This is a genomic window from Mycobacterium malmoense (assembly GCF_019645855.1).
Lineage (GTDB): Bacteria > Actinomycetota > Actinomycetes > Mycobacteriales > Mycobacteriaceae > Mycobacterium > Mycobacterium malmoense.
In genome coordinates this window covers 496,404-523,370 of sequence record NZ_CP080999.1, presented here as the reverse complement: position 1 = coordinate 523,370, position 26,967 = coordinate 496,404, and the positions used below count along the sequence as shown (strand labels likewise).

Genomic DNA, 26,967 nt, shown 5'->3' with positions numbered 1-26,967 from the left:
CTCCGATCAGCGCATGGCCGGTAGCGGAGGTCGCCGGTCGGCCGCGGTCTTGGGAACGGCGTGGGCGCCATTCGTGTCGAATTCCTTTACCCAGCAAGCGAATTCCAGCGTGATGCCGTCGGGATCGTGGAAGTAGAACGAGCGCACGTACACCCCGGGATGCACCGTGGCGGATACCTGCAGCTCGCTCTCGTCGTGGTTGAGCACCGGGCCCACCCGCACGCCTTTGTCCTTGAGCCGTTGCCGGTAGGCGTCGAACTTCTCGGCCGGTACGTGGAATGCCAGATGGTTCATGGTGCTCACGGCGCTGGTGATGTCCCCGATGCCCGGGATGGCGGCCGGCGACGAGATGCCCGGCACCCGGTCGGGGGCGTCGGCGAACCAGAAGAACGCGACGCAGTCGCCGTTGCCGGCGTCGAAGAAGAAGTGTTGCCCCGCACCGCCGGGCAGATCGAGCGACTTGATCAGCGGCATGCCGAGGATGTTGGTGTAGAAGTCGACGGTGCGCGCCATGTCCGAACACACCAGGGCGACATGGTTGATCCCACCGAGTTCGAATTCCGTGTTGGTGTTGTGCGGCTTGATCATCTCGCGGCTCCCCTCGGCCCCCGGGAGTGCGGGTCCTGGCCAAGATCTGAAACTGAATCTAACATCAGATTCAGTTTTGTTCCAGGGAGGTGCGCCCAGGTGTCGACCGCGGCAGAACCGGCGCGCCACCCGCGATGGTCGACGACGACTTCGCGCGGTGCTGGGCCGAAATATGCTCTGTGCCGGCGTCTTTCATCGCGGATTCGGTCCGGCGCGCCCAGGTCGAGGGCCGGTGTCCCGGCGACGATCCACGGCTGATCGCGGAGGCCATACTGTTGCATCCAGCTCGCCGGAACAAGTTCGGCCGCGGGTCAGCCCGACGACGCGGCCCGCATCCAGACGCGGGCCATCTACTCGCAAGGAGCGGAGCCGAATTGACTCGTCATACCGGCGTCGCGGAGGTTGTCCGCGAGTTCGTCGGGTTGCCGTCGCCCACCGCCGGGCGCGCCGGGGCCGGCGGTCATCCCTGCCAGGGGCTGTACCACCGCGGGGCGGGACCCAAGCCGAAGGTGGCGATGATCGCCACGCACTACCAGATCGACTTCTCCGAGCACTATCTCGCCGACTACATGGCCGTCCGCGGCATCGGGTTTCTCGGTTGGAACACCAGGTTCCGTGGTTTCGAAAGCAGCTTTCTGCTCGACCACGCGCTGGTCGACATCGGTGTCGGGGTTCGTTGGCTGCGTGAGACCCAGGGCGTGGATACCGTTGTGCTGCTCGGTAATTCGGGGGGTGGTTCGTTGATGGCGGCCTACCAGTCGCAGGCCGTCGACCCGAACGTGACCGCGCTGGAAGGCATGCGTCCGGCGGCCGGGCTGACCGAGTTGCCGCCCGCCGACGGCTACGTGGCCACCGCCGCCCATCCGGGGCGTCCGGACGTGCTCACCGCCTGGATGGACGCCGCCGTCGTCGACGAAAATGACCCGGTGGCAACCGATTCCGACCTCGACCTGTTCAACGAGCGCAACGGCCCGCCGTACTCGGCGGAGTTCGTCGCCCGCTACCGCGGGGCGCAGACCGCGCGCAACCACGCCATCACCGACTGGGTCGAAAGCGAGCTCAAACGCGTTCGCGCCGCGGGGTTTTCCGACCGGCCGTTCACGGTGATGCGAACCTGGGCCGATCCCCGCATGGTCGATCCCACCATCGAGCCCACCAAGCGTCCGCCGAACATGTGTTACGCGGGCGTCCCGGCCAAGGCGAACCGCTCCGCGCGCGGCATCGCCGCGGCCTGCACGCTGCGCGGCTGGCTGGGCATGTGGAGCCTGCGGGTGGCGCAGACCCGGGCCGAGCCGCACCTGGCCCGCATCACCTGCCCGGCCCTGGTGATCAGCGCCGAGGCCGACACCGGAGTCTTTCCCTCCGACGCCAAGCGCATTTACGACGCGCTGGGCGGCGCGGACAAGGAGCGGTTCTCGATCGACGCCGACCATTACTTCACCACCCCGGGCGCGCGACCCGAGCAGGCCGATACCATCGCCGAGTGGATCGGCAAGCGGTGGCGCTAAGGGTTCTCACCCACTTCGTTCCCGGCGACAAGGTGCTTGATTTCCTTGCGCCCGAATCGGATTGGCTTGACATCCGCTGGTGCGCCGAGGACGACGGCACAGGACCCAGCCGCGGCTGCGCGACGGGTAACCGCCGGCCCATCTGATAACCCCCGGTGGTCAACCAACCGACCGGTTGTTAGCTTGTAACGAAACGAGATCCATGGGAAGGCGACCAATGCCGATCGCGATAACTCCTGAGCATCAAGACTTGGCCCACTCGGTGCGGTCCCTGGTGGCACGGGTGGCGCCGTCGGAGGTGTTGCACGCGGCTTTGGAAACAGGGCCGGACAGCCCGATCGAAAATCCCCCGCCGTACTGGCAGGCGGCGGCCGAACAGGGCCTGCAGGGTGTGCACCTTGCCGAATCCGTCGGCGGACAAGGTTTCGGGATCCTCGAATTGGCCATCGTGCTGGCCGAATTCGGCTATGGGGCGGTCCCCGGGCCGTTCGTGCCGTCGGCGATCGCCAGCGCGCTGATCTCCGCGCACGACGCGCAAGCCAAGGTGCTCTTTGAGCTGGCGTCGGGTGCCGCCATCGCCGCCTATGCGCCGGATTCCGGGCTGACCGCCACCCGGCAGGGTCCTGATGAGAAAGGGCTGGTGATCCGCGGCGAGGTCCGCGCGGTTCCCGCCGCGGCGCAGGCGTCCGTGCTGGTGCTGCCGGTCGCGATCGACAGCGGCGAAGAATGGGTGGTGCTGCGCGCCGAACAGCTCGATATCGAGCCGGTGAAAAGCCTGGACCCGGCGCGTCCCATCGCCCACGTGCGGGCCAACGCCGTCGAGGTCGGCGACGACGCCGCGCTGAGCAACCTGAGCATGGCAACCGCGCACGCGCTGATGTCCACACTGCTGTCGGCCGAGGCCATCGGCGTGGCGCGCTGGGCGACCGACACGGCGTCGCACTACGCCAAGATCCGCGAGCAGTTCGGCAGGCCGATCGGCCAGTTCCAGGCCATCAAGCACAAGTGCGCGGAGATGATCGCCGACACCGAGCGGGCCACCGCCGCGGTGTGGGACGCCGCCCGCGCGCTCGACGAGGCCCGCCAAAACGATTGGGACATAGCCGCTTCCAATGTCGAGTTCGCCGCCGCCGTGGCGGCGACGCTGGCGCCGACGGCCGCCCAGCGATGCGCGCAGGACTGCATTCAGGTGCACGGCGGGATCGGCTTCACCTGGGAGCACGACACGAACGTCTACTACCGCCGGGCACTGATGCTGGCCGCCTCGTTCGGCCGCGCCTCGGAGTACCCGCAGCGCGTGGTGGACACCGCGACCACCACGGGCATGCGCGCCGTGGACATCGACCTGGATCCTGACACCGAGAAGCTGCGGGCCGAGATCCGGGCCGAGGTCGCCGCGCTCAAGGCGATGGACCGCGAGCCGCGCACGGTCGCCATCGCCGAAGGTGGGTGGGTGCTGCCGTATCTGCCGAAACCGTGGGGGCGCGCGGCCAGCCCGGTCGAGCAGATCATCATCGCCCAGGAGTTCACCGCCGGGCGGGTCAAGCGGCCGCAGATCGCGATCGCGGCATGGATCGTGCCGTCGATCGTGGCGTTCGGAACCGAGGAGCAGAAGCAGCGCTTCCTGCCGCCGACCTTCCGCGGCGACATCTTCTGGTGCCAGCTGTTTTCCGAGCCGGGCGCCGGATCCGACCTGGCCGGGCTGACCACCAAGGCCACCAGGGTCGACGGCGGCTGGCGCATCACCGGGCAGAAGATCTGGACCACCGCCGCGCAGTTCTCGCAATGGGGCGCACTGCTGGCGAGAACGGACCCCAGCGCCCCGAAACACAATGGCATCACCTACTTCCTGCTGAACATGAAAAGCGAGGGCGTGACGGTCAAGCCGCTGCGGGAGCTCACCGGCCAGGAGTTTTTCAACACCGTCTACATCGATGACGTGTTCGTGCCCGACGAGTGCGTGCTCGGCGAGGTGAACCGGGGCTGGGAGGTCAGCCGCAACACCCTGACGGCGGAGCGGGTGTCGATCGGCGGCAGCGACGCGAATTTCCTGGCCACGTTGCCCGATTTCGTCGCGTTCGTCCGTGACGGCCAGTTCGATCAGGTCGCGCAGCACCGGGCCGGGCAGTTGATCGCCGAAGGTCATGCCGCCAAGGTGCTGAACCTGCGTTCGACGCTGTTGACGCTGGCGGGCGGGGACGCGATGCCGTCCGCCGCCATCTCTAAGCTGTTGTCGATGCGCACCGGCCAGGGCTACGCCGAATTCGCGGTGTCCTCGTTCGGCACCGACGCCGCGATCGGCGACACCAACGAGTTGGCCGGCAAGTGGGGCGAGTACCTGCTGGCCAGCCGGGCCACCACGATCTACGGCGGCACGTCGGAGGTGCAGCTCAACATCATCGCCGAGCGGCTGCTGGGCCTGCCCCGCGACCCGTAAACGGTGCCATGCCGGCCCGAGACAGGCTCGGGCCGGCATGGATCCCCCCCGTGCGCGCGCCGGTCAACCTAGTAACTCGCGACAGGACGAGGCCGGCCGGCGGTCGCGCAACGACGGTGGCTCACCACCACCAGTTCCACCAGTGCCGGTGGCCCCAGAAGCCGTGGCGGCCCCAACCATGGTGGCCCCAGCCCCTGTGGCCCCAGCCGCCGTGGCCCCACCGGGTCGGCACGACAGCGGGGGCTTGGGGGATGTCCCCGTGGGGACCGGCGACCGCAAAACTGGTGGCGGGCGCGGGTGCGGGGGCGGCCTGTGCCGCGGGGATGCCGCCGAACAGCATCGCTGCGGCTATCGCGCCGGCACCCGCCGCACCGGCGGCCGCGTTGCGCACGGATCGCGGTGAAATCATCATCGGTGAGCTCCTTTCCGAGACCTTGATGGCGATGCCTAAAACGCTACTCAGAAATTTGAGGGCAAACAATTCGATGGCGCAAAAATTATGCTGTGAATTGGGTAATAATTCTGCTGCTGGCTAGCCAATATCTACTGAATTCAGCACTCCCACTTATGCCCCTTTGTTCAAATACTTATTTACGTCTTCCAGGGTTTTCGCAAATACCACCATCAGTATCTCCGTGCCTCCTATCTTACCAGTTCGCACGGGAAATACTGAACTACTGACGTACGGATATCCGAATCTCAGTGCCTTCTGGTTTCCGCCATCGCATGCTCATCTGTATCGGTACAAAAAATAAACTAGCAAACTGCTTAATCCCTTGTATGGAGCGTTGGCACCCACGGGTGAAAATTCTCGGTGGCTATCGGTTTGAAAAAGGCGTCAACGTCGCTGGTAGAGCCCGGGTCTCCCGGACGGGGCCCTCGCCGCCTGGCACCCGGCCGGTGGTGTCCACGGCTCGGTAGCGCGACTTACGCGGGCGTGAGTGACAGAATCGGTACCACCACGTGTTAACCCCCAAGCACTGATCTACTGATTGCACCCACGGAGGGACGATCGCCGCAGTGAACTTCATCCCCAGCCACATCGGACGCACCGCCGGAGCGGTCTCCGCACAGATGTCGGCCGGCACACCCTCCGGAGACGCCGCGCCCACCGAGCGCCTGAGCGGCTTCCGGCAGCCGGCCGCCCAACGAGTGATCAAACAACCGGCAGCCGCCCCGCCGGCACGAAACCAGCGGACGCGACGCACCGTCGACCTCCCAGCCGCCACCCACCGGGCCCTCGACATCTGGCAGCGGGAAGCGGCCGACCGCTTGGGCGTCGCGCGGGTTACCGGGCAAGAAGTCCTCGCCGCGCTCATCGACCAACTGCTGGTCGACCCCAAACTCGCGGCCCAGATCACCCGCGCCATCCGGGAACGGCGCTGACCGGCCGGTCAAACCCGGGACGAGTGGTCTTTAGTCGAGTTCCATCTCGCGCAGTTCACGCTTGAGGACCTTGCCGGTGGGATTGCGCGGCAGCTCTTCTAAGAAGATCACTTCCCGGGGCACCTTGTAACGGGCCAGGTGGTCGCGCACGTAGTGCTTAATGGTCTCCTCGTCGAGGTCGGCGTCCTCCTTCTTGACCACGAAGGCGCGCAGCCGGTGCCCCCACTCCTTGTCCTCGACGCCGATGGCGGTGGCCTCCACGACGTCGGGATGCCCGCTGATCAGGTCCTCCACCTCGGCGGGGAAGACGTTCTCACCACCGGAGACGATCATCTCGTCGTCGCGACCGCTGACATACAGCAGGCCGTGCTCGTCGAAGTAGCCGACGTCGCCCGATGACAACAGCCCGCCGATGATCTGCTTGTGACCACCGCCGGTGTAACCCTCGAACGGGAACGCGTTGCCGACGAAAATCCGGCCGACATCACCCCGGGGCAGCTCGTTGCCGTTGTCGTCGAGGATCTTGACCTTGACGCCCTTGACCACCGGGCCGACCGTGGCCGCGTTGCGTTCGAGGTCCTTGGGCCCGGCGATGGTCGCGAACGCGATCTCGGTCGAGCCGTACATGTTGTAGACGACCGGACCGAGGTCCTTGAGCGCCCGGCTGGCCAGCTCGGCGCCCAGCTGCGACCCGGATACGAACACGATCCGCAAGCTGGACAGGTCGGGCTTCGTCTCCATCTTTTCGATCGCATCGAGGATGCGCGACAGCATCACCGGGACGACGACCATCGCGGTCACCTTGTACGTCTCGATGTCTTCCAGCACCAGCGGCGGCCTGAATTTCCGGCGCAGCACCAGCGTCGACCCCAAAAACATCGCGATGGTCGCGTGCAGATACCCCAGCGCGTGGAACATCGGCGCCGGCAGCGACGTCACCTCGTTGGCCCTGAACGGAACGTGCGACAGGATGCCGCCGACCGGCGCCAGCGTCGGCGGGGTGCTGCGGTTCGCGCCCTTCGGGGTGCCGGTGGTCCCGCTGGTCAGGATGATGATCGACGCGTGCTTGCCGGCCTTCGGGGCGGGAGCTTTGCTGCTGCGCGCGATCAGCTCGGCCAGCGTTTCGTCGGTGCTACCGGACGAATCAACGGCGTCGGGATTGGTGCCGAGCGCGCGCAGTTTGCCCAGCGGCGGCTCGGCTTTGCTGACGGCGTTGGTGTACTCGTCGTCGTAGATGATTACCTTGGCGCCCTCGCGCTCGGCCACCTCCTTGATCTGCGGGCCGGAAAACTCGCTGTTGAGCAGGATGATGCGGGCGCCGGTGCGCGCCGCGCCATAGTTGGCGATGACGAACCAGCGGTGATTGCGGGCCAGGATGGCCACGCCGTCGCCGCCGCGCACACCCTTGTCGATCAGGCCGTTGGCCACCGCGTGGGCGGCTTCGTCGAGCTCGGCGTAGGTCAGCGTCCCCTCTTCGTCGACGAGGGCCGCGCCGCCGGGATTGCGCCTGGCGTTGAGCGACGGCAGCATGCCGAACTCGCCCCACTTGTAGATGTCCGCGGCCATCGCGGCATAGTTCTGCGGCGGCTCCAGCCGGAATGCGCCCGCTTCGATGATCTTGCGCACGTAGTGCAATTCGGCCGCGCCGCGTTCGAGGTATTGCTGAACTTTGGTCACGGCCCGGCCGGGCAGGTCAATCAGGTTAGGCATGAATTCACCATATGTGACGTCCGTCGCACTGCGGGTCGGAAAGTCTCGCCGAATTACCATGAACCCCATGGCCGGTCCCATGTTGCTGGACGTGGCCGGACGCCGGGTCACCGTCACCCATCCGGACAAGGTGGTGTTCGAACGCCGCGGCGGCCCAGGCCACTCGCGGGGCCCCTACACCAAGCTCGACCTAATCCGCTATTACCTGTCCGTCGCCGAGGGGGCGCTGCGCGGTGTGGCCGGCCGGCCGATGATCCTCAAGCGCTTCGTCCACGGCATCGCGCAAGAAGCCGTGTTCCAGAAGCGGGCACCCACCAAACGGCCGGACTGGATCGACGTTGCCGAACTCCATTACGCGCGGGGCACTTCCGCCGCAGAGGCCGTCATCCATGACGCCGCCGGGCTGGCGTGGGTGATCAACTTGGGGTGCGTCGACCTCAATCCGCACCCGGTCCTCGCCGGCGACCTCGACCACCCCGACGAACTGCGGGTCGACCTGGATCCGATGCCCGGGGTCGGGTGGCGGCGGATCGTGGACGTCGCGCTGGTGGCCCGCGAGGTGCTCGAGGATTATGGCCTGGTCGCGTGGCCGAAGACGTCGGGGTCCCGGGGCTTTCACATCTATGCCCGGATCGCCCCGCGCTGGGACTTCCGCCAGGTGCGGCTGGCCGCCCAGACCGTCGCCCGTGAGGTCGAGCGCCGGGCGCCCGAGGCGGCGACCAGCCGCTGGTGGAAGGAGGAGCGCGAGGGGGTATTCGTCGACTTCAACCAGAACGCCAAGGACCGCACCGTCGCGTCGGCCTACTCGGTGCGGGCCACTCCCGATGCCCGGGTGTCGACGCCGCTGGATTGGGACGAGGTCGCCGACTGCAGGCCCGAGGCGTTCACCATCGACACCGTGCCCGGCCGGTTCGCCGAACGGGGTGACCCGTGGGCGGGGATGGACTCCTCCAACGCTGCAGCGGTTGGCTCCCTCGATCGGCTGCTGATGCTGGCCGAAGAAATGGGGCCTCCGGAGCGCGCACCGAAAGGCGCCGGCGACGCGAGCCGCCGCCGACAGCCCTCGAAGCCGCTGATCGAGATCGCCCGCACCAAGACCAGGGACGAGGCGATGGCCGCGCTGGACGCCTGGCGTGACCGCCATCCCGACGCGGCCGGCCTGCTGCAGCCGGCCGACGTCCTGGTCGACGGCATGCGCGGGCCGAGCTCGATCTGGTACCGGATCCGGATCAACCTGCAGCACGTGCCGGCCGACCGGCGCCCGCCGCAGGAAGAGCTGATCGCCGACTACTCCCCCTGGGCGAGGTATGGGAACCGCTAGACGCCCAGCTTCCCCATCGGGGTTTCCTTGCGCAGGTAGGCGTACCAGGTGACGACCAGCAGGGCGAGGAAGAACGCCACGTAGAACCGCAGCGCGGGCTCGATGCCGCCGAAGTGCGACTTCGACCAGGCGTACGCGAGCGGCACGACGAACCCACCAAAGGCGCCGACCGACGAGATGACGCCGAGCGCGCCCGCGGCCTGCCGGCGCATGTGCACCATGGTGTCCGAGTCACCGCCGGCGAGCTCACCCTTGATCTTGAAGATCCTCGAGATCATCCGGTAGGTGGAGCCGTTGCCGATGCCGGTGGCGACGAACAAGAACATGAAGCTGGCGAAGAACATCGGCAAGTTTTTGGCGTTGACCGACCAGAGCGCGGACGCGGCGCCGGCGGCAAGCATGACGAAGCTGACGGCCGTGATGCGGGCCCCGCCGATCCGGTCGGCGAGCCTGCCGCCGAGCGGACGGATCACCGATCCGATGCCGGCGCCGAGGAACGCCCACCCCAACGCGATGTCGCCGCGGTTGAACACGGCCTTGAGCAGGGTCGGGAACGCCGCCGAGTAGCCAATGAAGGACCCGAACGTGCCGATGTAGAGCAGCGACATGATCCAGGTGTCGGGGTGGCGCAGGGACTGCCAGACCGGCCTCACGTCCGCTTTGGCCTCGGTGAGGTTGTTCATGAACAGAAAAGCGCACACCGCGGCCACGACGGCCAGCGGCACGTAGCACAGCCCGGCGCGCGACAGCGCGATCCCGCCACCGGCGATCACGATCGGCGGAATGATCTTCTGCACGACCGCCACACCGATGTTGCCGCCGGCCGCGTTGAGGCCCAGCGCCCAGCCCTTGTCCTTCTCCGGATAAAAGAACGAGATGTTGGCCATCGACGAGGCGAAGTTGCCGCCACCGAGGCCGGCGGTCGCGGCGATCGCCACCAGCGCCGCGAACGGCATATGGGGATGGGCCACCGCCCAGGCCAGCAGGAGACAGGGGATCAGCAATAGCGTCGCCGAGATGGTCGTCCAGTTGCGGCCGCCGAAGATCGGCACCGCAAAGGTGTACGGCAGCCTCAGGAAGGCTCCGACACCGCTCGGGACGGCGACCAGGCACAACGCCTGGCTTGGGGTCAGCGCCCAGCCGGACGCGGCGGGATGGCTCGGGTGTCCGAGCGCACCCACCGAAGTCATTTGGACGACCACGATGCTCCACAGCATCCACACGCTGAACCCGATGTGCTCGGCGAAGATGGAAAAGATCAGGTTGCGCCGGGCGATCGGTTTGCCGGTCGTCTCCCAGAACGCGGGGTCTTCGGGCCGCCAGTCGTCGATCCAGTGCCGTCCCTGGTGATGCCCGCGCCGCGGCGCGGGCGCTAGGACCGGGGTGATGGTTTCCGGGGTGATGGTCACGGCTCGACGGTAGGGACGGACTGTTACCGGTCTGGGTGTGCGCAGTTACGCCGGCGATACGTGAAGATCGCACCGACCCGTAAGCGTTTGTCAGAACTTTGGAGCAGAGCGCATCGCGCACGCGATACTCTCACGCGGTGCGACACGGATGGAATCGACGGGGATTCTTGCAGCTCGCAGGGGCCACAGGGGTCGTCGCGGTCGCCGGGTACCCGGGGGTGGCCCAAGGGTGCTCGGCGCGCAAACCGGCGCCGGGCGCCCCCAGCGGATCGGTGACAATCACCCACCTTTTCGGCCAGACCGTCATCAAGCAACCACCCAAGCGTGTGGTCAGCGCGGGCTACACCGAACAGGACGACCTGCTCGCGGTGGGTGTGGTGCCCATCGCGGTGACCAACTGGTTCGGCGACCAGCCGTTCGCGGTGTGGCCGTGGGCCCAGCCCAGGCTGGGCGGCGCGCAGCCGGTGGTGTTGAGCCTGGACAACGGGATTCCGATCGAGCAGATCGCCGGGCTCAAACCCGACCTGATCGTGGCCATCAATGCCGGGGTGGACGCAGACACCTATCAGAAGCTGTCGGCGATCGCCCCGACCGTCCCGCAGTCGGACGGCGACGCCTTCTTCGAGCCGTGGAAGGACCAGGCCACCGCCGTCGGCCAGGCGGTGTTCCAGGCCGACCAGATGAAGTCGCTGATCGGCGCCGTCGACCAGAAGTTTGCCGCCGTCGCCCAAAAGAATCCGCAATGGACCGGCAAGAAGGCGTTGCTGATGCAGGGCACCCTCTGGCAGGGCACCGTGGTGGCAACCCTGGCCGGCTGGCGGACCGATTTCCTGAACCAGATGGGCCTCGTCATCGCCGACAGCATCAAGCCCTTCGGCGGCGATCACCGCGCCGTCATCCCCCGCGACCGGATCAAGGCGGTGCTCGATTCCGCGGACGTGGTGATCTGGACGACCGAGAGCCCCGACGATCAGAAGGCGCTGCTGGCCGACCCCGAAATCGCCGGAGCGGCGGCCACCGCCCAGAACCGCCACGTCTTCACCACCAAGGACCAGGCCGGCGCGATCGCCTTTTCGTCGCCGCTGAGCTACCCGTTCGTGGCCGACCAACTGCCCCCGCTGATCGGCAAGGTCTTGGGTTAGAGCTGGGTGAGAGCCCCGCCCAATCCCTCCTGTTTGAGCGTTTGCTAAGGCACCTCTGGCAGTGCTCCAAAATCCCGCCGCTTCCCCTCGCTCCCGCCCCGATTCCGGGGTTACCGTCGAGTAATGAGCGTGACCAACCTCACCGGCCTCGCCAGCGACCTGCCCACCGACCTGGTTGGCAATTCCGTCGTGGACTATGGCGATCAAGCGCTGATGCTGCAATGTGGCAGCACCGCCGAGGTGCTGGCGTGGGTGGAAGCGCTACGCGCGGCGGCGTTACCGGGTGTGGTCGACATCGTCCCGGCCGCCCGCACGGTGCTGGTGAAGCTCGACGGCCCCCGCTTCCAGGGGGTCATCCGCCGGCGGCTACGCAACATGCGGGTCGCCGCGGACGCCGAGGCCCCGGCGGGGCGCGGCCCGGATCTGGTGATCGACGTCGTGTACGACGGGCCGGACCTCGCCGAGGTCGCCGACCTCACCGGGCTGACCGCGGCGCAGGTGATCAGCGCCCACACCCGCACCCTGTGGCGGGTCGGATTCAGCGGGTTCGCACCGGGTTTCGCGTACCTGGTCGACGGCGACGCGCGGCTGCGGGTGCCGCGCCGGTCCGAGCCGCGGACCTCGGTGCCGGCCGGCTCCGTCGGCCTGGCCGGCGAATTCAGCGCGATCTATCCGCGCCAATCGCCCGGCGGCTGGCAGCTCATCGGCCGGACCGACGCGGTGGTGTGGGACCTCGAGCGACCCAATCCGGCGTTGCTGACGCAGGGCATGTGGGTCCGGTTCCGGGCCGTGTAACCGCGAGGAGAAAACCGTGACGAGCCTGGAAATCCTGCGCACCGGACCGTTCGCCGTCGTCCAGGACCTCGGCCGGCCGGGGCTGACGCACCTCGGCGTCGGCTGGTCCGGGGCCGCCGACCGGCGCGCACACAAGCTGGCCAACCGGCTGGTCGCCAATCCCGACGACCGCGCCACCGTCGAAGTGACGTTCGGCGGCTTGTCGGCCCGGGTCCGCGGCGGCGACGTCGATATCGCCGTGACGGGTGCCGACACCGACCCGACCGTCAACGGAATCAAGTTCGGCACCAACAGCATTCACCATGTCCGAGACGGCCAGGTGATCTCCCTGGGCGCCCCGCGCGCCGGGCTGCGGACGTACCTGGCGGTGCGCGGGGGCGTCTGTGTGGAGCCGGTGCTGGGCTCGCGCAGCTACGACGTGATGTCGGCGATCGGCCCGGCACCGCTGCAGCCCGGAGACCGGCTGCCGGTCGGCGAGCACACCGACGATTACCCCGCACTCGAGCAGGCCCCGGTGGCGGCCATCACCGAGCATCTGGTGGAACTGCTGGTGGTCCCGGGCCCGCGCGACGACTGGTTGGTGAACCCCGACGCCCTGGTGCACACGATTTGGATGGCGTCCAACCGCAGCGACCGGGTCGGCATGCGGCTGGAGGGCCGCCCGCTGCAGCACCGCTGGCCGGATCGGCAGCTGCCCAGCGAGGGCGCCACCCGCGGCGCTATCCAGGTGCCGCCCAACGGATTACCGGTGATCCTGGGGCCCGATCATCCGGTCACCGGCGGCTACCCGGTGGTGGGCGTCGTCACCGACGAGGACATCGACAAGGCCGCCCAGGTGCGCCCGGGCCAGCACGTGCGGCTGCACTGGGCGCGACCCCGGTCGGCGCTGGGGACGCGGCCGCTTTCGGGGGCCGCGGGCTGGCCGCTGTCGTAGTGCCGGCCGCTGGACAGGGCTGGTAGACAAGGACTGTGCACACCGAGGCACACACCGCGCAGGTACACACCGCCCGCCTGGTCCACACCGCCGATCTCGACACCGAGACCCGCCAGCGCGTCCGCCAGATGGTCACCGCCGCGTTCGGCGGAGAGTTCACCGAGGACGACTGGGAGCACGCGCTGGGCGGCATGCATGCGCTGATCTGGCAGCACGGCGCGATCATCGCGCACGCCGCCGTGGTGCAGCGGCGACTGCTGTACCGCGGCGACGCCCTGCGCTGCGGGTACGTCGAAGGCATCGCCGTGCGGGAGGACTGGCGTGGCCAGGGCCTGGCGCACGCCCTGCTGGACGGCTGCGAACAGGTGATCCGCGGCGCCTACCAATTGGGTGCCGTCAGTTCGTCGACTCAGGCCCGCAGGGTGTACACGGGGCGCGGCTGGCTGCCCTGGCGCGGGCCGACGTCGGTGCTGGCGCCCACCGGTCCGACCCGCACTCCCGACGACGACGGCACGGTGTTCGTCCTGCCAGTCGGGATGGGCCTGGACACCTCCGAGGACCTGATGTGCGACTGGCGCGCCGGCGACGTATGGTAGGCGCGACCTCGCTGCCGCTTGGGCGGGGTTCGGAATTTCCTTGCTTCATAGGCTAATTCGGTCGGCTTCGCCGTCGCCGAACGTCACTGGCGGCGGCGCGGGAATCGATCCTTCAGGGCCGCAACATGTTCGCCCGCATAGGTCCCATACCGATTTGGTAAAGAAACCGCGTAGCGGGAAATGTATTCCAGCTCACACCAAATTCCGCACCTCACGAATTCGCTTGGCGCGCGTGATTATTGACCGCACCGCGCACCCGCCAATCGGCCCGCCTGACCTGCTCCTTTGCCGGCCCGTTTGCCCCTCAGGTGTTTACCAGACAACTGGGATTCAACTTACAGGCGATATCGGCCAAATCGAGTTGACGGGCTTCCATCCTTAATGTGAGCATCGAAACATACGGCAGGGCATGCCTCTTCACTCCGGGGTGCCCATGCGCCATCGACGCCAGACTCAGACAGCTCTCCCGGTGCCGGGTTGGGCTGAGCGAATTCAGCGAATTCCTGGGACGGCCTGAGGAAAGGAATCGAGATCGCATGGGCCGCAACCACCGCATCACGGACTGGAATCCGGAAGACACGGCGGCCTGGGAGGCCGGCAACAAGAAAGTCGCCCGCCGCAATCTGCTCTGCACGGTGGCGGGCGACCACGTCGCGTTTTCGATCTGGACCCTGTGGCCCGTGATGGCGCTTTTCATGCCGGTGTCCGTGTACGGCTTCTCGGCCAGCGACAAGCTGTTGCTGGGCGCCGTCGCCACCCTGATCGGTGGCTGCGCGCGCATCCCGTACACCTTGGGCATCGCCGCCTTCGGCGGCCGCAATTGGACGGTGTTCTCGGCGTTCGTGCTGCTGATTCCGACGGTCGGCACCATCGTGTTGCTGGCCAATCCCGGGCTGCCGCTGTGGCCCTACCTCGTTTGCGCCGCGCTGACCGGACTGGGCGGCGGCAACTACGCGGCCTCGCTGGCCAACGTCAACGCGTTTTACCCCGAGCGGCTCAAGGGCGCGGCGCTGGCGGTCAACGCCGGCGTCGGCAACCTCGGGGTCGCGGTGATCCAATTGGTCGGACTGCTGGTGCTCGCCACCGCGGGCCACGAAGCGCCGTACTGGGTATGCGCGGTCTACATCGTGTTGCTGGCAGTCGTCGGCATCGCGGCGGCGCTGTTCATGGACAACCTCCACCACGGCACCGAGGTGAACACCATGCGCTCGATCCTGTTCGAGCGCGACACCCACGTGATCTCGCTGCTCTACATCTGCACTTTCGGCTCCTGGATCGGGTTCTCCTTCGCCTTCGGCCAGGTGATGCAGGTCAACTTCCTGGCCAACGGGGAAACCGCGAAGCACGCGGCGCTGCACGCCGCGCAGATCGCCTTCGTGGGACCGCTATTGGGGTCGCTGGCCCGGATCTACGGTGGCCGGCTGGCCGACCGGCTCGGGGGAAGCCGCGTCACCCTGGGCGTCCTCACCGGCATGATCCTGGGCGCCGGCCTGCTGGTCACCATCAGCACCTTTGACGACCACCACGCCAGCGCCCGATCCACCAGCATGATCGGCTACGTCGTCGGCTTCATGGTGTTGTTCATCCTGTCCGGGATGGGCAATGGTTCGGTGTTCAAACTGATCCCGTCGGTCTTCGAGGCGCGCAGCCGCTCCCTGAAGGTCAGCGAGGACGAACGCCGCCATTGGGCGCGCGCTAAGTCGGGAGCGCTGATTGGCATCTGTTCGGCGGTGGGCGCGCTCGGCGGCGTGGGAATCAACATGGCGCTGCGTCAGTCCTATCTCAGCAGCGGCACCGAGACGTCGGCGTATTGGATTTTCCTGGTCTCCTACTGCGCCGCCGCGATCATGACCTGGATGCTGTATGTTCGCCGGCCGGCATCGGCCCCGGGCGCGCCGAAATCCGCACCGGAAGCCGAGCCCGCCCGGGTGTGACCGTGGTCGCGGCAGGGGCAATCAGGGGCAATGCGGCAGCAATTGCTTGGTAACGCGGCGGAAACGTCCCGGGCATACACAGGTCATATGGCTCAACCGAAAACCGCGTCGCTGACCGGCTACCGGATTGCGGTGACGTCCTCTCGCCGCGCCGAGGAGCTGTGCGCGTTGCTGAGCCGACAGGGCGCCGAGGTCTGCAGCGCGCCCGCGATCAACATGATCGCGCTGCCCGACGATGACGAATTGCACAGCAACACAGCGGCTTTGATCGCCGAGCCGCCCGACATCCTGGTCGTGCACACGGGCATCGGCTTCCGCGGCTGGCTGGCCGCGGCCGAGGGATGGGGGCTGGCCAACCAACTCATCACGTCGCTGTCGAAGGCCCGGATCGTGTCGCGTGGACCGAAGGGAACTGGCGCGGTGCGCGCCGCTGGCCTGCACGAGGAGTGGTCCCCTGAGTCCGAATCCTCACAGGAGGTGCTGGAATATCTGCTCGAATCGGGCGTGTCCGGAAAGCGCGTCGCCATTCAACTGCACGGCGCCGCCGACGCTTGGGACCCGTTTCCGGAATTTATCGGCGGCTTGCGGTTCGCGGGCGCCGAAGTGGTGCCCCTCCGGGTGTACCGGTGGAAGCCAACGCCGTTGGGCGGCGATTTTGACCAGCTGGTCACCGGGATCGCCCGACGACAATTCGATGCGGTCACCTTCACGTCGGCGCCCGCAGCCGCGGCGGTCCTGGAGCGCAGTCGGGAACTGAATATCGAAGACCAGGTGTTGGAAGCCCTGCGCACCGATGTGCATGCGATGTGCGTCGGCCCGGTGACGTCCAAACCGCTGATCCGGAAGGGCGTTCCGACCTCGGCGCCGGAACGGATGCGATTGGGGGCGCTGGCCCGGCATATCGCCGAGGAGCTGCCACTGCTGGGGTCGTGCACCGTGAAGGCCGCCGGCCACGCGGTTGATATCCGCGGAACCTGCGTGCTGGTAGACGGTTCCATCAAGCTGCTGTCGCCGTCCGGGATGGCGATGCTACGCGCGCTGGCGCAACGGCCCGGCGACGTCGTCGCGCGCACCGACCTGTTGCGGGTGCTGCCCGGCAACAGCAACGACCCGCACGCCGTCGACACAGCCATGCTACGGCTGCGAACGGCGTTGGGCGACAAGAACATCGTCGCCACGGTGGTCAAACGTGGCTACCGGCTCGCCATCGACGACCCGCCGGGCTCCCCATGGACCTGATCCTGGCCGCGCACGGCACCCGCAGACCGGGTGGCGTCGCGATGATCGCCGACCTTGCGGCACGGGTGAGCGCGCTTCTCGACCGCACGGTGCAGGTTGCGTTCGTCGACGTGTTGGGGCCCACGCCCACCGAGGTGCTGTCGCGGGCGGCGGCCGGTGGCCGGCCCGCCGTCGTGGTGCCCGCGTTTTTAGCGCGCGGCTATCACGTGCGCACCGATCTGCCGGCCCACGTCGCCGCCAGCGGACACCCGGATGTCATCGTCACCCCCGCTTTGGGACCGAGCGAGGAGATCGCGCGGATCCTCGCCCACCAGTTGGCGAAATCCGGTTGGCGCGTGGGTGATTCGGTGATCCTCGGGGCGGCTGGCACAACGGATGTCCGGGCGCGCGCCGATGTGCACACGACCGCGACGACACTGTCCGCGCTGGTCCGGTCGCGGGTGCGGCTGGGATTTGCGGCCACCGGCGATCCCTATGTGGACGAGGCGGTCGCCGCCGCCCGCCGCGACGGCGCCCGCCGCGTCGCGGTCGCCTCCTATCTGCTGGCCGACGGCCTGTTTCAAGAACGGCTGCGCGGCTGCGGCGCCGACCTGGTCAGCCGGCCGCTGGGCACTCATCCCGGGCTGGCCCACCTGATTGCCAACGGATTCCGCGGGGCCATGCCCGTGACAACGCGGCACGCGTCGCGCCGGCTCGGCCTGCGGCCTCACGGGCCTCATGGGCTGCTGAATTCGCTGGGGCGCAGCCACAGTGCGCTGCCGACGGGGCACGCCGACGCCCGCGACGCTTGATCTTTGCTCACATCCGGACGATTCTGGCAGCATGCCTCGCCGCGAAGAGCCGTCGCGTGGGCTCCTTGACCCGGTCGCGAAGATGCTGCGGTTGCCCTTCGGCACACCGGAATTCATCGATCGGGTCGTCACCGGTGGGGTCAACCAGGTGGGCCGCCGGACGTTGCACATGCTGATTACCACCTGGGACGCCGCCGGCGGCGGCCCCTTCGCGGCCAGCGCGATCGCGTCCACCGGGCTGGCCAAGACCGCCGAAATCGTCGAGGGCTTGTTCATCGGCCCGGTTTTCGGCCCGCTGTTGAAAATCCTGGGAGCCGACAAGGTCGCCGTACGGGCGTCGTTGTGCGCCTCCCAGCTCGTGGGCCTGGGCATCATGCGCTACGGCGTGCGCTCGGAGCCGCTGCACTCGATGCCGGTGGACGCGCTCGTCGACGCGATCGGCCCGACGATGCAGCGCTACTTGGTCGGTGACATCACGCGCTGATGTCTACGCGGCGATCCGCCCGATCTGGATCTCGCCCTCGGGGGTGACGCGCACCTGGTACACCGGCACCGAGACCCGCGGGTCGTCCAGGCAGGAACCGTCTTCGAGCGCGAAAGCCTGCTTCAGAATGGGAGATTGAACGGTGGCGCGACCGCCCCGGTCTCCGACGATCCCGCGCGAGAGCACCGCCGCCCCGGAAAACGGGTCGACGTTGCCGAGCGCGTGCACCGACCCGTCGTCCAGCCGGAACAGGGCCGCCTGCGTGCCGTCGTCGAGGAGCACCCCGACACCACGGCCCGGAATGAGGCGATCGTACGCGCAGGCGGTCGTCCACACCTGAATGTCGTTGAGAACAGTCATATTGCCTCCCGAGTTATGAGCGGACCCGCGGCATGCCAATGGGCACAGGCACTTTGCGCCCGGCGCGCTCGGTGAACGTCACCGTCGAGTCGACGGCGTCCGGGGCGTTGACGAAGGAGACGAACCGCGACAGCTTGTCCGGATCCTCCAGCACGCCCTTCCATTCGCACTTGTAGTTCTGCACGTGCCGCTCCATTGCGGCCTCGAATTCCGCGGCCAATCCCAGCGAGTCCTCGCACACGACCTCGCGCACGTGATCCAGTCCGCCGTCCAGCGTCTCGACCCACGGCGCGGTGCGCTGCAGCCGGTCGGCCGTGCGGATGTAGTACATCAGGAACCGGTCGACGTAACGGACCAGCGTCTCGGTGTCCAGGTCGCTGGCCAGCAGCTGTGCGTGCTTGGGCGTCATGCCGCCGTTGCCGGCGACGTAGAGGTTCCAGCCCTTTTCGGTGGCGATGACGCCCACGTCCTTGGAGCGCGCCTCGGCGCACTCCCGCGCGCAACCCGAGACACCGAGCTTGATCTTGTGCGGCGCCCGCAGCCCCCGATACCGCAGCTCCAGGTCGATGGCCAGCTGCACCGAATCCTGTTGGCCATAGCGGCACCAGTCGCTGCCCACGCAGCTCTTCACCGTGCGTAGCGCCTTGCCGTAGGCGTGGCCGGATTCCATGCCGCCGTCGACCAGCCGCTTCCAGATCTGCGGCAACTGGTCCACCCGGGCACCGAACATGTCGATCCGCTGACCGCCGGTGATCTTCGTGTAGAGCCCGAAGTCCTGCGCGATCTGGCCGATCAGGATCAGATGCTCGGGCTTGATGTCACCGCCGGGGACCCGCGGCACCACCGAATAGCTGCCGTTCTTTTGGATGTTGGCCAGGAAGTGGTCGTTGGAATCCTGCAGGGAGGCTTGCTCGCCGTCGAGGATGTGGTCGGAACCGGTCGAGGCCAGGATGGACGCGACCACGGGTTTGCAGATGTCGCAACCCTTTCCGCGGCCGAAGCGCTCCAGCAGACCCGAGAAGGTTCGGATCTCGGTGGCCGAGATGATCTCGAAAAGCTCCGCCCGCGACTGACTGAAGTGCTCGCACAGCGCCTTGGACTGTTCCACGCCCTCGGCTTCCAACAGCTGCTTGAGCAAGGGCACGCACGACCCGCAGGAGGTGCCGGCTGCCGTGCACGACTTCAGCGCGGGAACGTCGGCGCAGCCGTTGGCGATCGCGCACTTCAGATCGCCCTTGGTGACGTTGTTGCACGAGCAGATCTGCGCCGAATCCGGCAGCGCCCCAACGCCCAGGGCCGCGCCACCGCCGGACTGGGCCGGCGCGATCAGCGCGAGCGGATCCCCCGGCAGCTCGCTGCCGACCATCGGCCGCAACACTCCGTACGACGAGGCATCGCCCACCAGCACCCCTCCCAGAAGGGTTTTGGCGTCGTCGGACAGCACCAGTTTGGCGTATGTCCGGTTCACCGCGTCGTTGATGGCGACCTCGAGACAGTTCTCGGTCGCCCCCATCGCGTCGCCGAAGCTGGCGACGTCGACGCCAAGCAGTTTGAGCTTTGTCGACAGGTCCGCTTCCCCGAACTCCGCGGCGCCGTTCAGCAGCCGGTCCGCTACCACCTCGGCGGAGGTGTAACCGGGCCCGACCAGGCCATAGCAGCGGCCCCCGATCGCGGCGACCTCGCCGACCGCGTAGATGTCGGGATCGCTCGTGCGGCAAGATAAGTCGGTGAGCACACCGCCCCGTTCGGCGAGCGTCAGCCCCGCCGCTCGCGCCAGCTCGTCGCGCGGCCGGATGCCGGCCGCGAAGATCACCAGGCCGGCGTCGATGACGTCCTCGTCGGTCAGGCGCACCCGCACCCACGTCGAGCCGTCCGGACGCTCAACGGGTTCGATCGATTGGGTGCCGGTCCCAACGTGCACCGCGATGCCGAGGTCGGTGATCATCCTGGCCAGCAGCGCCCCACCGCCCTCGTCGATCTGTTGGGCCATCAAGCGCGGCATCATCTCGACCACGTGCGTCTGTAACCCGAACTGGCGCAATGCGTTAGCGGCTTCAAGTCCCAGCAGGCCGCCGCCGACGACCACCCCCGCAGGGGCGTGGCCGGCCTGCAGCGTGCGCTGGGCATCGGCGCGAATGGCGTCGAGGTCGTCGAGCGTGCGGTAGACGTGGCACGCCGCCAGGTCGTGGCCGGGCACCGGCGGGACGAAGGCGTAGGAACCGGTGGCCAGCACCAGGGCGTCGTAGCCGTGCCGTTGGCCGTCGGCCGTGACCACCGACTTTGTCGCACGGTCGATTTCGGTGACGCGCGTGTTCAGCAACAACCGAACCCGCTCGTCGCCGGCGTAGTCGTTGCCGGGCAGCGCGAGCAGTGCGCGGTCCCAGCTTTCGGTGTAGGAGGTCAGGCCGACGCGGTCATAGGCCGCGTCGGCCTCCTCGGCCAAAACCGTGATGCGCCAAGACCCCTCGGTGTCGCGGGCACGCAACGCCTCGACCAGCCGGTGGCCCACCATGCCATGCCCGACCACGACGACGTGACGCGCAGCACAGTGCGCGCGCGAATTCTCGGACGGGGCCATGCCACGAGGGTAGGGGCAGGAGATTAAGGAAAAATCGCGAAATGTGACGCCCACATGACAGCGGCCTCACACCTCACAGGGACCAGTGTGAAACTTTTCGCTGCGGGCGAACACCCAGGTGGAACTTAAGCGGGGCCGACTCATGTTTCTAGGAATAGCCGGCCGGGAAGGCGCCGGTCACAGCTAACTCACAAGAAAGCGTAAGGAGAAGCCCATGAGCAACCTCGCATTGTGGTCGCGACCGGCCTGGGACACCGACCGGTGGTTGCGCGACTTTTTCGGCCCCGCCGCCACAACGGACTGGGTCAAACCGGTGACCAGTGATTTTAGGCCGGCCGCGGAGATCGTCAAGGATGGTGACGACGCGGTGGTCCGCGTGGAACTGCCAGGCGTTGACGTCGAGAAAGACGTCAACGTCGAGGTCGACAAGGGCCGCCTGGTGATCCACGGCGAACACCGCGACGAGCGCGCGCAGGAGGATGGCGGCCGCACTCTGCGTGAGATTCGTTACGGATCGTTCCGCCGGTCGTTCCAGCTGCCCGCGCACGTCACCAGCGAGGCCGTCACGGCGTCCTACGACGCGGGTGTGTTAACGGTGCGAGTCGCCGGCGCCTACGCCGGGGCTCAGGCGCAGCGCATCACGATCACGAAGTAAGTCCCGAGCAATCCGGCTGGGCCGCATCAACCTCGGGCGGCCTCGCCGGCTTTGCCCGTGAGCGTGGGCTTTGCCCGTGAGGCCACGGCTTTGCTTGTGAGACCTCGGCTTTGCCCGTGAAGCGTGGGCGGAAAAGTCGCCGGATCGACGCCCTGGTTACATACTGAAAGCCCTGGATTCACGGGCAAAGCCCTGGATTCACCCCGAAAGCCCGAGCGCGCCCTAACTCCAGCGGGCCAGCAGCTCCCCGGCCCGGGCCGCCAGCGCGGCCTGCAAAAAGGGCCCGAAGCTGATCCGCGCCACACCCAGCGGGCCGAACGACGCCGGGTCGTCCCGGTCGGGCAGCGCGATCGCGTTGACCGGCAGCGGCAACTCGGTGGCCAAGCGCCGCAACGTTTCCGGGTCGTGGCGGCCGACCGGATAGAGAACGTCGGCTCCCGCGGAGGCGGCCTCGGTCAGCCGCGCCACGGCCCTGTCGACGCGATCCGCGTCGTCGCCGTCCTTCCGCAGAAAGAGATCGGTGCGGGCGTTAATCACGACATGTACCCCGGCCGCGTCGGCCGCCGACCGCAGCGCGCCAACCAATTCGGCGTGTTCACCGACGGACCGCAGGCGCTTGCCCTCGGAGTGCACGGTGTCCTCGATGTTGAGCCCGACGGCGCCCACGCCGAGCAAGCCCTCGATCAAGCGCGCCGCCGGCAACCCATACCCCGATTCGATGTCCACCGATACCGGGACGTCGACCGCGGCGGTGATCTGCGCGACGCGGGTGAGCACGTCGTCGAACGACATGCCCTCGCCGTCGGGTTTGCCGATGGAATCGGCCAGCGGGTGGCTCCCCACCGTGAGGGCGACGAATCCGGCGTCCGTGGCGAGCCGCGCCGACCAGGCGTCCCACACGGTCGGCAGCACCACCGGGTTGCCCGGCTGGTGCAGTTCCAGCAGCGCCGTGGCGCGCCGCGCGGTGGTTTCGCCCGTCATGGGGTGTTTGCTCCCTGGCTCGCCCGAAGTGACGTGCCTGACGTCAGGCCCGTGCCGTGGATAGTATCGGGGCGTACTGTGATCCGTACCACCGTCCGGCCCGCGAGAACCCGCGAGAACCCACGAGAGCCCGGGAAAGTCGAGGAGATCCGTTGTCGAGCCCTACCGGCGTCACCGCACTCGCCGAACTTCACGACCTCATCGGCGGCCTGCGGCGGTGCGTCGGCTCCTTGAAGGCGCGCTACGGCGACAGCCCGGCGATGCGCCGCATCGTCATCGACGCCGATCGGATTCTCAGCGACGTCGAATTGCTCGACACCGACGTGTCCGAATTGGACCTGTCGCGCGCCACCGTGCAGCAATCCGGCGAGAAGATCGTCATTCCTGACACCCAGTACGACAGCGATTTCTGGCGCGATGTCGACGACGAGGGTGTCGGAGGTCACAGCAGGTCCTGACAACCCAAGCCCCCCGAAAAGTGGGGGTACTCTCTGTGTACCCTTCGACGTGACAGCCCGTTCGAAGAGGAACATTAGATGAGCGCACCCACGGCGAACCGTTCTAAGTCCGGCGTTTTCTCACCTACCCGCGCGCAAATCCCGGAGCGAACGCTGCGCACCGACCGCTGGTGGAAGGCGCCGCTACTGACCGACCTGGGCCTCGGAGCCTTCCTGATCTACGGGTTCATCCGCGGCATCTGGGGCAGCGCCTACTGGGTTGACGAATACCACTACTTGACGCCGTTCTATTCACCGTGCGTCAGCGCATCGTGCGCTCCAGGCGCCAGTCACCTGGGGGTATGGTTCGGGCACTTCCCGTGGTGGATTCCGTTCGCGGCGGTCTCGCTGCCGTTCCTGCTCGCCTTCCGGATCACCTGCTACTACTACCGCAAGGCCTACTACCGCTCGGTGTGGCAGTCGCCGACCGCCTGTGCAGTCCCCGAGCCACGAGCCGGGTACACCGGCGAAACGCGGTTGCCGCTGATCATTCAGAACAGCCACCGGTACTTCTTCTATGTGGCGCTGATCATCTCGCTGATCAACACCTACGACGCGATCAAGGCCTTCCATTCCCCGTCGGGCTTCGGATTCGGTTTGGGCAACGTCATTCTCGTCACGAATGTGATCCTGCTCTGGACCTACACCTTGTCGTGCCACTCCTGCCGCCACGTCACCGGCGGCCGGCTGAAGCACTTTTCGAAACATCCGATCCGATATTGGCTGTGGACACAGGTCAGTCGGATCAACACCCGCCACATGCAGTTCGCGTGGATCACGCTGGGAACGCTGGTAATTACCGACTTCTACGTCATGCTGGTCGCCAGCGGAACCATCCCGGACTTGAGATTCATTGGCTGAAAAGCCTTTTCAGGAATATCAGAAAAGCTTAAGTGAGGATTCATGGTTGAGGTCGAGCGGCACTCCTACGACGTGGTAGTGATCGGTGCCGGCGGCGCGGGGTTGCGTGCGGTCATCGAAGCGCGCGAGCGCGGCCTCAAGGTCGCGGTGGTGTGCAAGTCGTTGTTCGGCAAGGCGCACACGGTGATGGCCGAGGGCGGCGCCGCGGCGGCCATGGGTAACGCCAACCCCAAGGACAACTGGAAGACTCACTACGGCGACACGATGCGCGGTGGGAAGTTCCTCAACAACTGGCGGATGGCCGAACTGCACGCCAAGGAGGCGCCGGACCGGGTCTGGGAGCTGGAGACCTACGGCGCGCTGTTCGACCGCACCAAGGACGGCAAGATCAGCCAGCGCAACTTCGGCGGTCACACCTATCCGCGGCTGGCCCACGTCGGCGACCGCACCGGCCTGGAGCTGATCCGCACGTTGCAGCAGAAGATCGTCTCGCTGCAGCAGGAGGACCAGGCCGAGCTCGGCGACTACGAGGCGCGGATCAAGGTGTTCGCCGAATGCACGATCACCGAGCTGCTCAAAGACGGGGACAGGATCGCCGGGGCGTTCGGCTACTGGCGCGAAAGCGGCCGGTTCGTCCTGTTCGAGGCCCCCGCGGTGGTGTTGGCCACCGGCGGGATCGGCAAGTCGTTCAAGGTGACCTCGAATTCCTGGGAGTACACCGGCGACGGGCACGCCCTGGCGCTGCGCGCCGGCGCGACGCTGATCAACATGGAGTTCGTCCAGTTCCACCCGACGGGCATGGTGTGGCCGCCGAGCGTGAAAGGGATCCTGGTCACCGAGGGCGTTCGCGGTGACGGCGGGGTTCTCAAAAACTCCGACGGCAAGCGGTTCATGTTCGACTACATCCCGCCGGTGTTCAAGGGCCAGTACGCCGAAACCGAGCAAGAGGCCGACCAGTGGCTCAAGGACAACGACTCGGCCCGCCGCACCCCGGACCTGCTGCCCCGCGACGAGGTCGCGCGCGCGATCAACTCGGAGGTCAAGGCCGGGCGCGGCAGCCCGCACGGTGGCGTGTTCCTCGACATCGCGTCCCGGTTGACCCCCGACGAAATCAAGCGCCGGCTGCCGTCGATGTACCACCAGTTCAAGGAGCTGGCCGGGGTCGACATCACCAAGGAGCCAATGGAAGTCGGGCCCACCTGTCACTACGTGATGGGCGGTGTCGAGGTCGACGCCGACACGGGTGCGGCCGTCGTCCCCGGGCTCTTCGCCGCCGGCGAGTGCTCCGGCGGCATGCACGGCTCCAACCGGCTGGGCGGCAACTCGCTGTCGGACCTACTGGTCTTCGGTCGGCGGGCCGGCCTGGGCGCCGCCGACTACGTGCGCGCGCTGAGCAGCCGCCCGGCGGTCCACCAGGACGCCGTCGACACGGCGGCGAAGAGGGCGGTGGCCCCCTTCGAGACACCGGCAAACGGCGCCGCGGCAGAAAACCCCTACACCCTGCAGCTGGAACTGCAGCAGTCGATGAACGACCTGGTGGGCATCATCCGCAACGCGGACGAAATCACCCAGGCCCTCGGCTGGCTGGACAAACTTCGTCAGCGTTTCAAGAACATCCAGGTCGAGGGACATCGCCAGTACAACCCCGGCTGGAACCTGGCCATCGACCTGCGCAACATGCTGCTGGTCAGCGAATGCGTCGCCAAGGCCGCGCTGCAGCGCACCGAGAGCCGCGGCGGGCACACCCGCGACGATCACCCGTCGATGGACGCCAACTGGCGCAAGGTGTTGCTGGTCTGCCGTGCGGCCGGCGGCGACGAAGTGATTCCCGACATCACCGTCACGCGTGAAGACCAGGTGCCGATGCGCCCGGACCTGCTGGAGCTCTTCGAGATCTCCGAGCTGGAGAAGTACTACACCGACGGCGAACTGGCCGAGCATCCAGGACGGACCTCCAGGACGGAGAAGTAAATGACCTACAACGCGAGCATGCGGGTGTGGCGCGGCGACGAGGCCGGCGGCGCACTGCGGGACTTCACCGTTGAGGTCAACGAGGGCGAGGTGGTGCTCGACATCATCCATCGCCTGCAGCAGACCCAGACGCCCGACCTCGCGGTGCGGTGGAACTGCAAGGCTGGCAAGTGCGGGTCGTGCTCGGCGGAGATCAACGGCAAACCGCGGCTGATGTGCATGACCCGGATGTCGACGTTCGCCGAGGACGAGGTCGTCACCGTCACTCCGCTGCGGACCTTCCCGGTGATTCGCGATCTGGTCACCGACGTCTCCTTCAACTACGAAAAGGCCCGCCAGATACCGTCATTCGCGCCGCCCAAGGAGCTGCAGCCCGGCGAGTACCGGATGGCGCAGGTCGACGTGCAGCGCTCGCAGGAGTTCCGCAAGTGCATCGAGTGCTTCCTGTGCCAAAACGTCTGCCATGTGGTCCGCGACCACGAGCAGAACAAGAAGGCGTTCGCCGGGCCGCGCTTCCTGATGCGCATCGCCGAGCTGGAAATGCATCCGCTGGACACCCTGGACCGGCGCAACCAGGCGCAGGAAGACTACGGCCTGGGCTACTGCAACATCACCAAGTGCTGCACCGAGGTGTGCCCGGAAAACATCAAGATCACCGACAACGCGCTGATTCCGATGAAGGAGCGGGTCGCCGACCGCAAATACGACCCGATCGTCTGGCTGGGCAACAAGCTGTTCCGGCGTTAATTTCCCGCGAGACTGTAACTACCGACGCCACGTCTCGGGGAAT

Annotated in this window: 24 protein-coding genes and 1 pseudogene; 18 read left to right on the top strand and 7 right to left on the bottom strand. The window is 67.3% G+C overall.

The features are described from left to right. Positions 1 to 6: 6 nt before the first annotated feature. Complete coding sequence (locus tag K3U93_RS02370) at positions 7 to 588, bottom strand: VOC family protein (protein ID WP_071512180.1); 582 nt, start codon at positions 586 to 588, stop codon at positions 7 to 9. 374 nt (positions 589 to 962) lie between these two features. On the opposite strand from K3U93_RS02370, the gene K3U93_RS02365 reads away from it, so the two are divergent. The 3 genes and pseudogenes from K3U93_RS02365 (at position 963) to K3U93_RS02355 (ending at position 4,533) form a co-directional block, all read left to right on the top strand. After that, positions 963 to 2,096: an alpha/beta hydrolase gene (locus tag K3U93_RS02365; RefSeq protein ID WP_083010706.1), complete on the top strand. Its 1,134-nt coding sequence runs from the start codon at positions 963 to 965 to the stop codon at positions 2,094 to 2,096. Continuing rightward, positions 2,087 to 2,200 (top strand): annotated as a pseudogene (locus tag K3U93_RS02360) (hydroxyacid dehydrogenase); the annotation flags it as partial. The gene K3U93_RS02365 and the pseudogene K3U93_RS02360, both read left to right, overlap by 10 nt. Before the next feature lie 113 nt (positions 2,201 to 2,313). Further along, positions 2,314 to 4,533 carry an acyl-CoA dehydrogenase family protein gene (locus K3U93_RS02355; RefSeq protein WP_083010623.1) on the top strand — a complete coding sequence of 740 codons (2,220 nt, stop codon included), beginning with the start codon at positions 2,314 to 2,316 and terminating at the stop codon, positions 4,531 to 4,533. A 121-nt stretch (positions 4,534 to 4,654) separates the two neighbouring features. On the opposite strand, the gene K3U93_RS02350 is transcribed toward K3U93_RS02355, so the two are convergent. Further along, positions 4,655 to 4,945 (bottom strand): hypothetical protein, encoded by a 291-nt coding sequence (locus tag K3U93_RS02350; RefSeq protein ID WP_176219968.1) that lies wholly within the window; start codon positions 4,943 to 4,945, stop codon positions 4,655 to 4,657. 608 nt (positions 4,946 to 5,553) lie between these two features. On the opposite strand from K3U93_RS02350, the gene K3U93_RS02345 reads away from it, so the two are divergent. After that, positions 5,554 to 5,919 carry an ATPase gene (locus K3U93_RS02345; protein WP_071512178.1) on the top strand — a complete coding sequence of 122 codons (366 nt, stop codon included), beginning with the start codon at positions 5,554 to 5,556 and terminating at the stop codon, positions 5,917 to 5,919. 30 nt (positions 5,920 to 5,949) lie between these two features. Here the strand turns inward: K3U93_RS02345 and fadD2 are convergent, their stop codons facing one another. After that, a complete protein-coding gene (gene fadD2 / locus K3U93_RS02340; protein WP_071512177.1) occupies positions 5,950 to 7,629 on the bottom strand; it encodes a long-chain-fatty-acid--CoA ligase FadD2 in 1,680 nt (559 codons plus the stop codon). A gap of 58 nt (positions 7,630 to 7,687) precedes the next feature. Between fadD2 and K3U93_RS02335 the strand changes: the two genes are divergently transcribed. Beyond that, positions 7,688 to 8,950: a DNA polymerase domain-containing protein gene (locus K3U93_RS02335; RefSeq protein WP_083010624.1), complete on the top strand. Its 1,263-nt coding sequence runs from the start codon at positions 7,688 to 7,690 to the stop codon at positions 8,948 to 8,950. On the opposite strand, the gene K3U93_RS02330 is transcribed toward K3U93_RS02335, so the two are convergent. Beyond that, complete coding sequence (locus tag K3U93_RS02330; RefSeq protein WP_139796960.1) at positions 8,947 to 10,338, bottom strand: MFS transporter; 1,392 nt, start codon at positions 10,336 to 10,338, stop codon at positions 8,947 to 8,949. The genes K3U93_RS02335 and K3U93_RS02330 overlap by 4 nt on opposite strands. 158 nt (positions 10,339 to 10,496) lie before the next feature. Here K3U93_RS02330 and K3U93_RS02325 point away from each other — a divergent pair, with 158 nt between their 5' ends. From K3U93_RS02325 to K3U93_RS02290, 8 genes are all read left to right on the top strand, one after another. Further along, positions 10,497 to 11,501: an ABC transporter substrate-binding protein gene (locus tag K3U93_RS02325; protein ID WP_083010626.1), complete on the top strand. Its 1,005-nt coding sequence runs from the start codon at positions 10,497 to 10,499 to the stop codon at positions 11,499 to 11,501. 123 nt (positions 11,502 to 11,624) lie between these two features. Then, on the top strand, positions 11,625 to 12,296 hold the full coding sequence (locus tag K3U93_RS02320) for a 5-oxoprolinase subunit B family protein (protein WP_071512173.1): 672 nt from the start codon (positions 11,625 to 11,627) through the stop codon (positions 12,294 to 12,296). 16 nt (positions 12,297 to 12,312) lie between these two features. Continuing rightward, positions 12,313 to 13,230 (top strand): 5-oxoprolinase/urea amidolyase family protein, encoded by a 918-nt coding sequence (locus K3U93_RS02315; RefSeq protein WP_083010627.1) that lies wholly within the window; start codon positions 12,313 to 12,315, stop codon positions 13,228 to 13,230. Positions 13,231 to 13,265: 35 nt separating this feature from the next. After that, positions 13,266 to 13,826, top strand: coding sequence for a GNAT family N-acetyltransferase (locus K3U93_RS02310; RefSeq protein ID WP_071512171.1), 561 nt, complete (start codon positions 13,266 to 13,268; stop codon positions 13,824 to 13,826). Positions 13,827 to 14,362: 536 nt separating this feature from the next. Then, a complete protein-coding gene (locus K3U93_RS02305) occupies positions 14,363 to 15,760 on the top strand; it encodes a nitrate/nitrite transporter (RefSeq protein ID WP_071512170.1) in 1,398 nt (465 codons plus the stop codon). A gap of 87 nt (positions 15,761 to 15,847) precedes the next feature. After that, complete coding sequence (locus tag K3U93_RS02300; RefSeq protein ID WP_071512169.1) at positions 15,848 to 16,999, top strand: uroporphyrinogen-III synthase; 1,152 nt, start codon at positions 15,848 to 15,850, stop codon at positions 16,997 to 16,999. Then, entirely contained in the window at positions 16,990 to 17,790 is an 801-nt protein-coding gene (locus K3U93_RS02295) for a sirohydrochlorin chelatase (RefSeq protein ID WP_083010628.1), read from the top strand. Before K3U93_RS02300 ends, K3U93_RS02295 begins: the two co-directional genes overlap by 10 nt. A 31-nt stretch (positions 17,791 to 17,821) precedes the next feature. Further along, positions 17,822 to 18,274 carry a TetR/AcrR family transcriptional regulator gene (locus K3U93_RS02290; RefSeq protein ID WP_071512167.1) on the top strand — a complete coding sequence of 151 codons (453 nt, stop codon included), beginning with the start codon at positions 17,822 to 17,824 and terminating at the stop codon, positions 18,272 to 18,274. Between the two features lie 3 nt (positions 18,275 to 18,277). Here the strand turns inward: K3U93_RS02290 and nirD are convergent, their stop codons facing one another. Next, positions 18,278 to 18,634, bottom strand: a complete 357-nt coding sequence (gene nirD, locus K3U93_RS02285) for a nitrite reductase small subunit NirD (protein WP_071512166.1) — start codon at positions 18,632 to 18,634, stop codon at positions 18,278 to 18,280. 13 nt (positions 18,635 to 18,647) lie between these two features. After that, complete coding sequence (nirB, locus tag K3U93_RS02280; protein WP_083010629.1) at positions 18,648 to 21,212, bottom strand: nitrite reductase large subunit NirB; 2,565 nt, start codon at positions 21,210 to 21,212, stop codon at positions 18,648 to 18,650. A 214-nt stretch (positions 21,213 to 21,426) separates the two neighbouring features. On the opposite strand from nirB, the gene K3U93_RS02275 reads away from it, so the two are divergent. Next, on the top strand, positions 21,427 to 21,867 hold the full coding sequence (locus tag K3U93_RS02275) for an Hsp20/alpha crystallin family protein (RefSeq protein ID WP_071512164.1): 441 nt from the start codon (positions 21,427 to 21,429) through the stop codon (positions 21,865 to 21,867). Positions 21,868 to 22,089: 222 nt separating this feature from the next. Here the strand turns inward: K3U93_RS02275 and K3U93_RS02270 are convergent, their stop codons facing one another. Further along, positions 22,090 to 22,848: an isocitrate lyase/PEP mutase family protein gene (locus K3U93_RS02270; RefSeq protein ID WP_071512163.1), complete on the bottom strand. Its 759-nt coding sequence runs from the start codon at positions 22,846 to 22,848 to the stop codon at positions 22,090 to 22,092. Between the two features lie 152 nt (positions 22,849 to 23,000). On the opposite strand from K3U93_RS02270, the gene K3U93_RS02265 reads away from it, so the two are divergent. The 4 genes from K3U93_RS02265 (at position 23,001) to K3U93_RS02250 (ending at position 26,924) form a co-directional block, all read left to right on the top strand. Continuing rightward, a complete protein-coding gene (locus tag K3U93_RS02265; RefSeq protein WP_083010630.1) occupies positions 23,001 to 23,306 on the top strand; it encodes an Rv0250c family protein in 306 nt (101 codons plus the stop codon). A gap of 78 nt (positions 23,307 to 23,384) precedes the next feature. Beyond that, positions 23,385 to 24,206, top strand: a complete 822-nt coding sequence (gene sdhC, locus K3U93_RS02260) for a succinate dehydrogenase subunit SdhC (RefSeq protein WP_071512161.1) — start codon at positions 23,385 to 23,387, stop codon at positions 24,204 to 24,206. A 42-nt stretch (positions 24,207 to 24,248) separates the two neighbouring features. Next, complete coding sequence (locus tag K3U93_RS02255) at positions 24,249 to 26,177, top strand: fumarate reductase/succinate dehydrogenase flavoprotein subunit (protein ID WP_083010631.1); 1,929 nt, start codon at positions 24,249 to 24,251, stop codon at positions 26,175 to 26,177. Continuing rightward, positions 26,178 to 26,924 carry a succinate dehydrogenase/fumarate reductase iron-sulfur subunit gene (locus K3U93_RS02250; protein WP_071512159.1) on the top strand — a complete coding sequence of 249 codons (747 nt, stop codon included), beginning with the start codon at positions 26,178 to 26,180 and terminating at the stop codon, positions 26,922 to 26,924. The last annotated feature ends 43 nt before the right edge of the window (positions 26,925 to 26,967 follow it).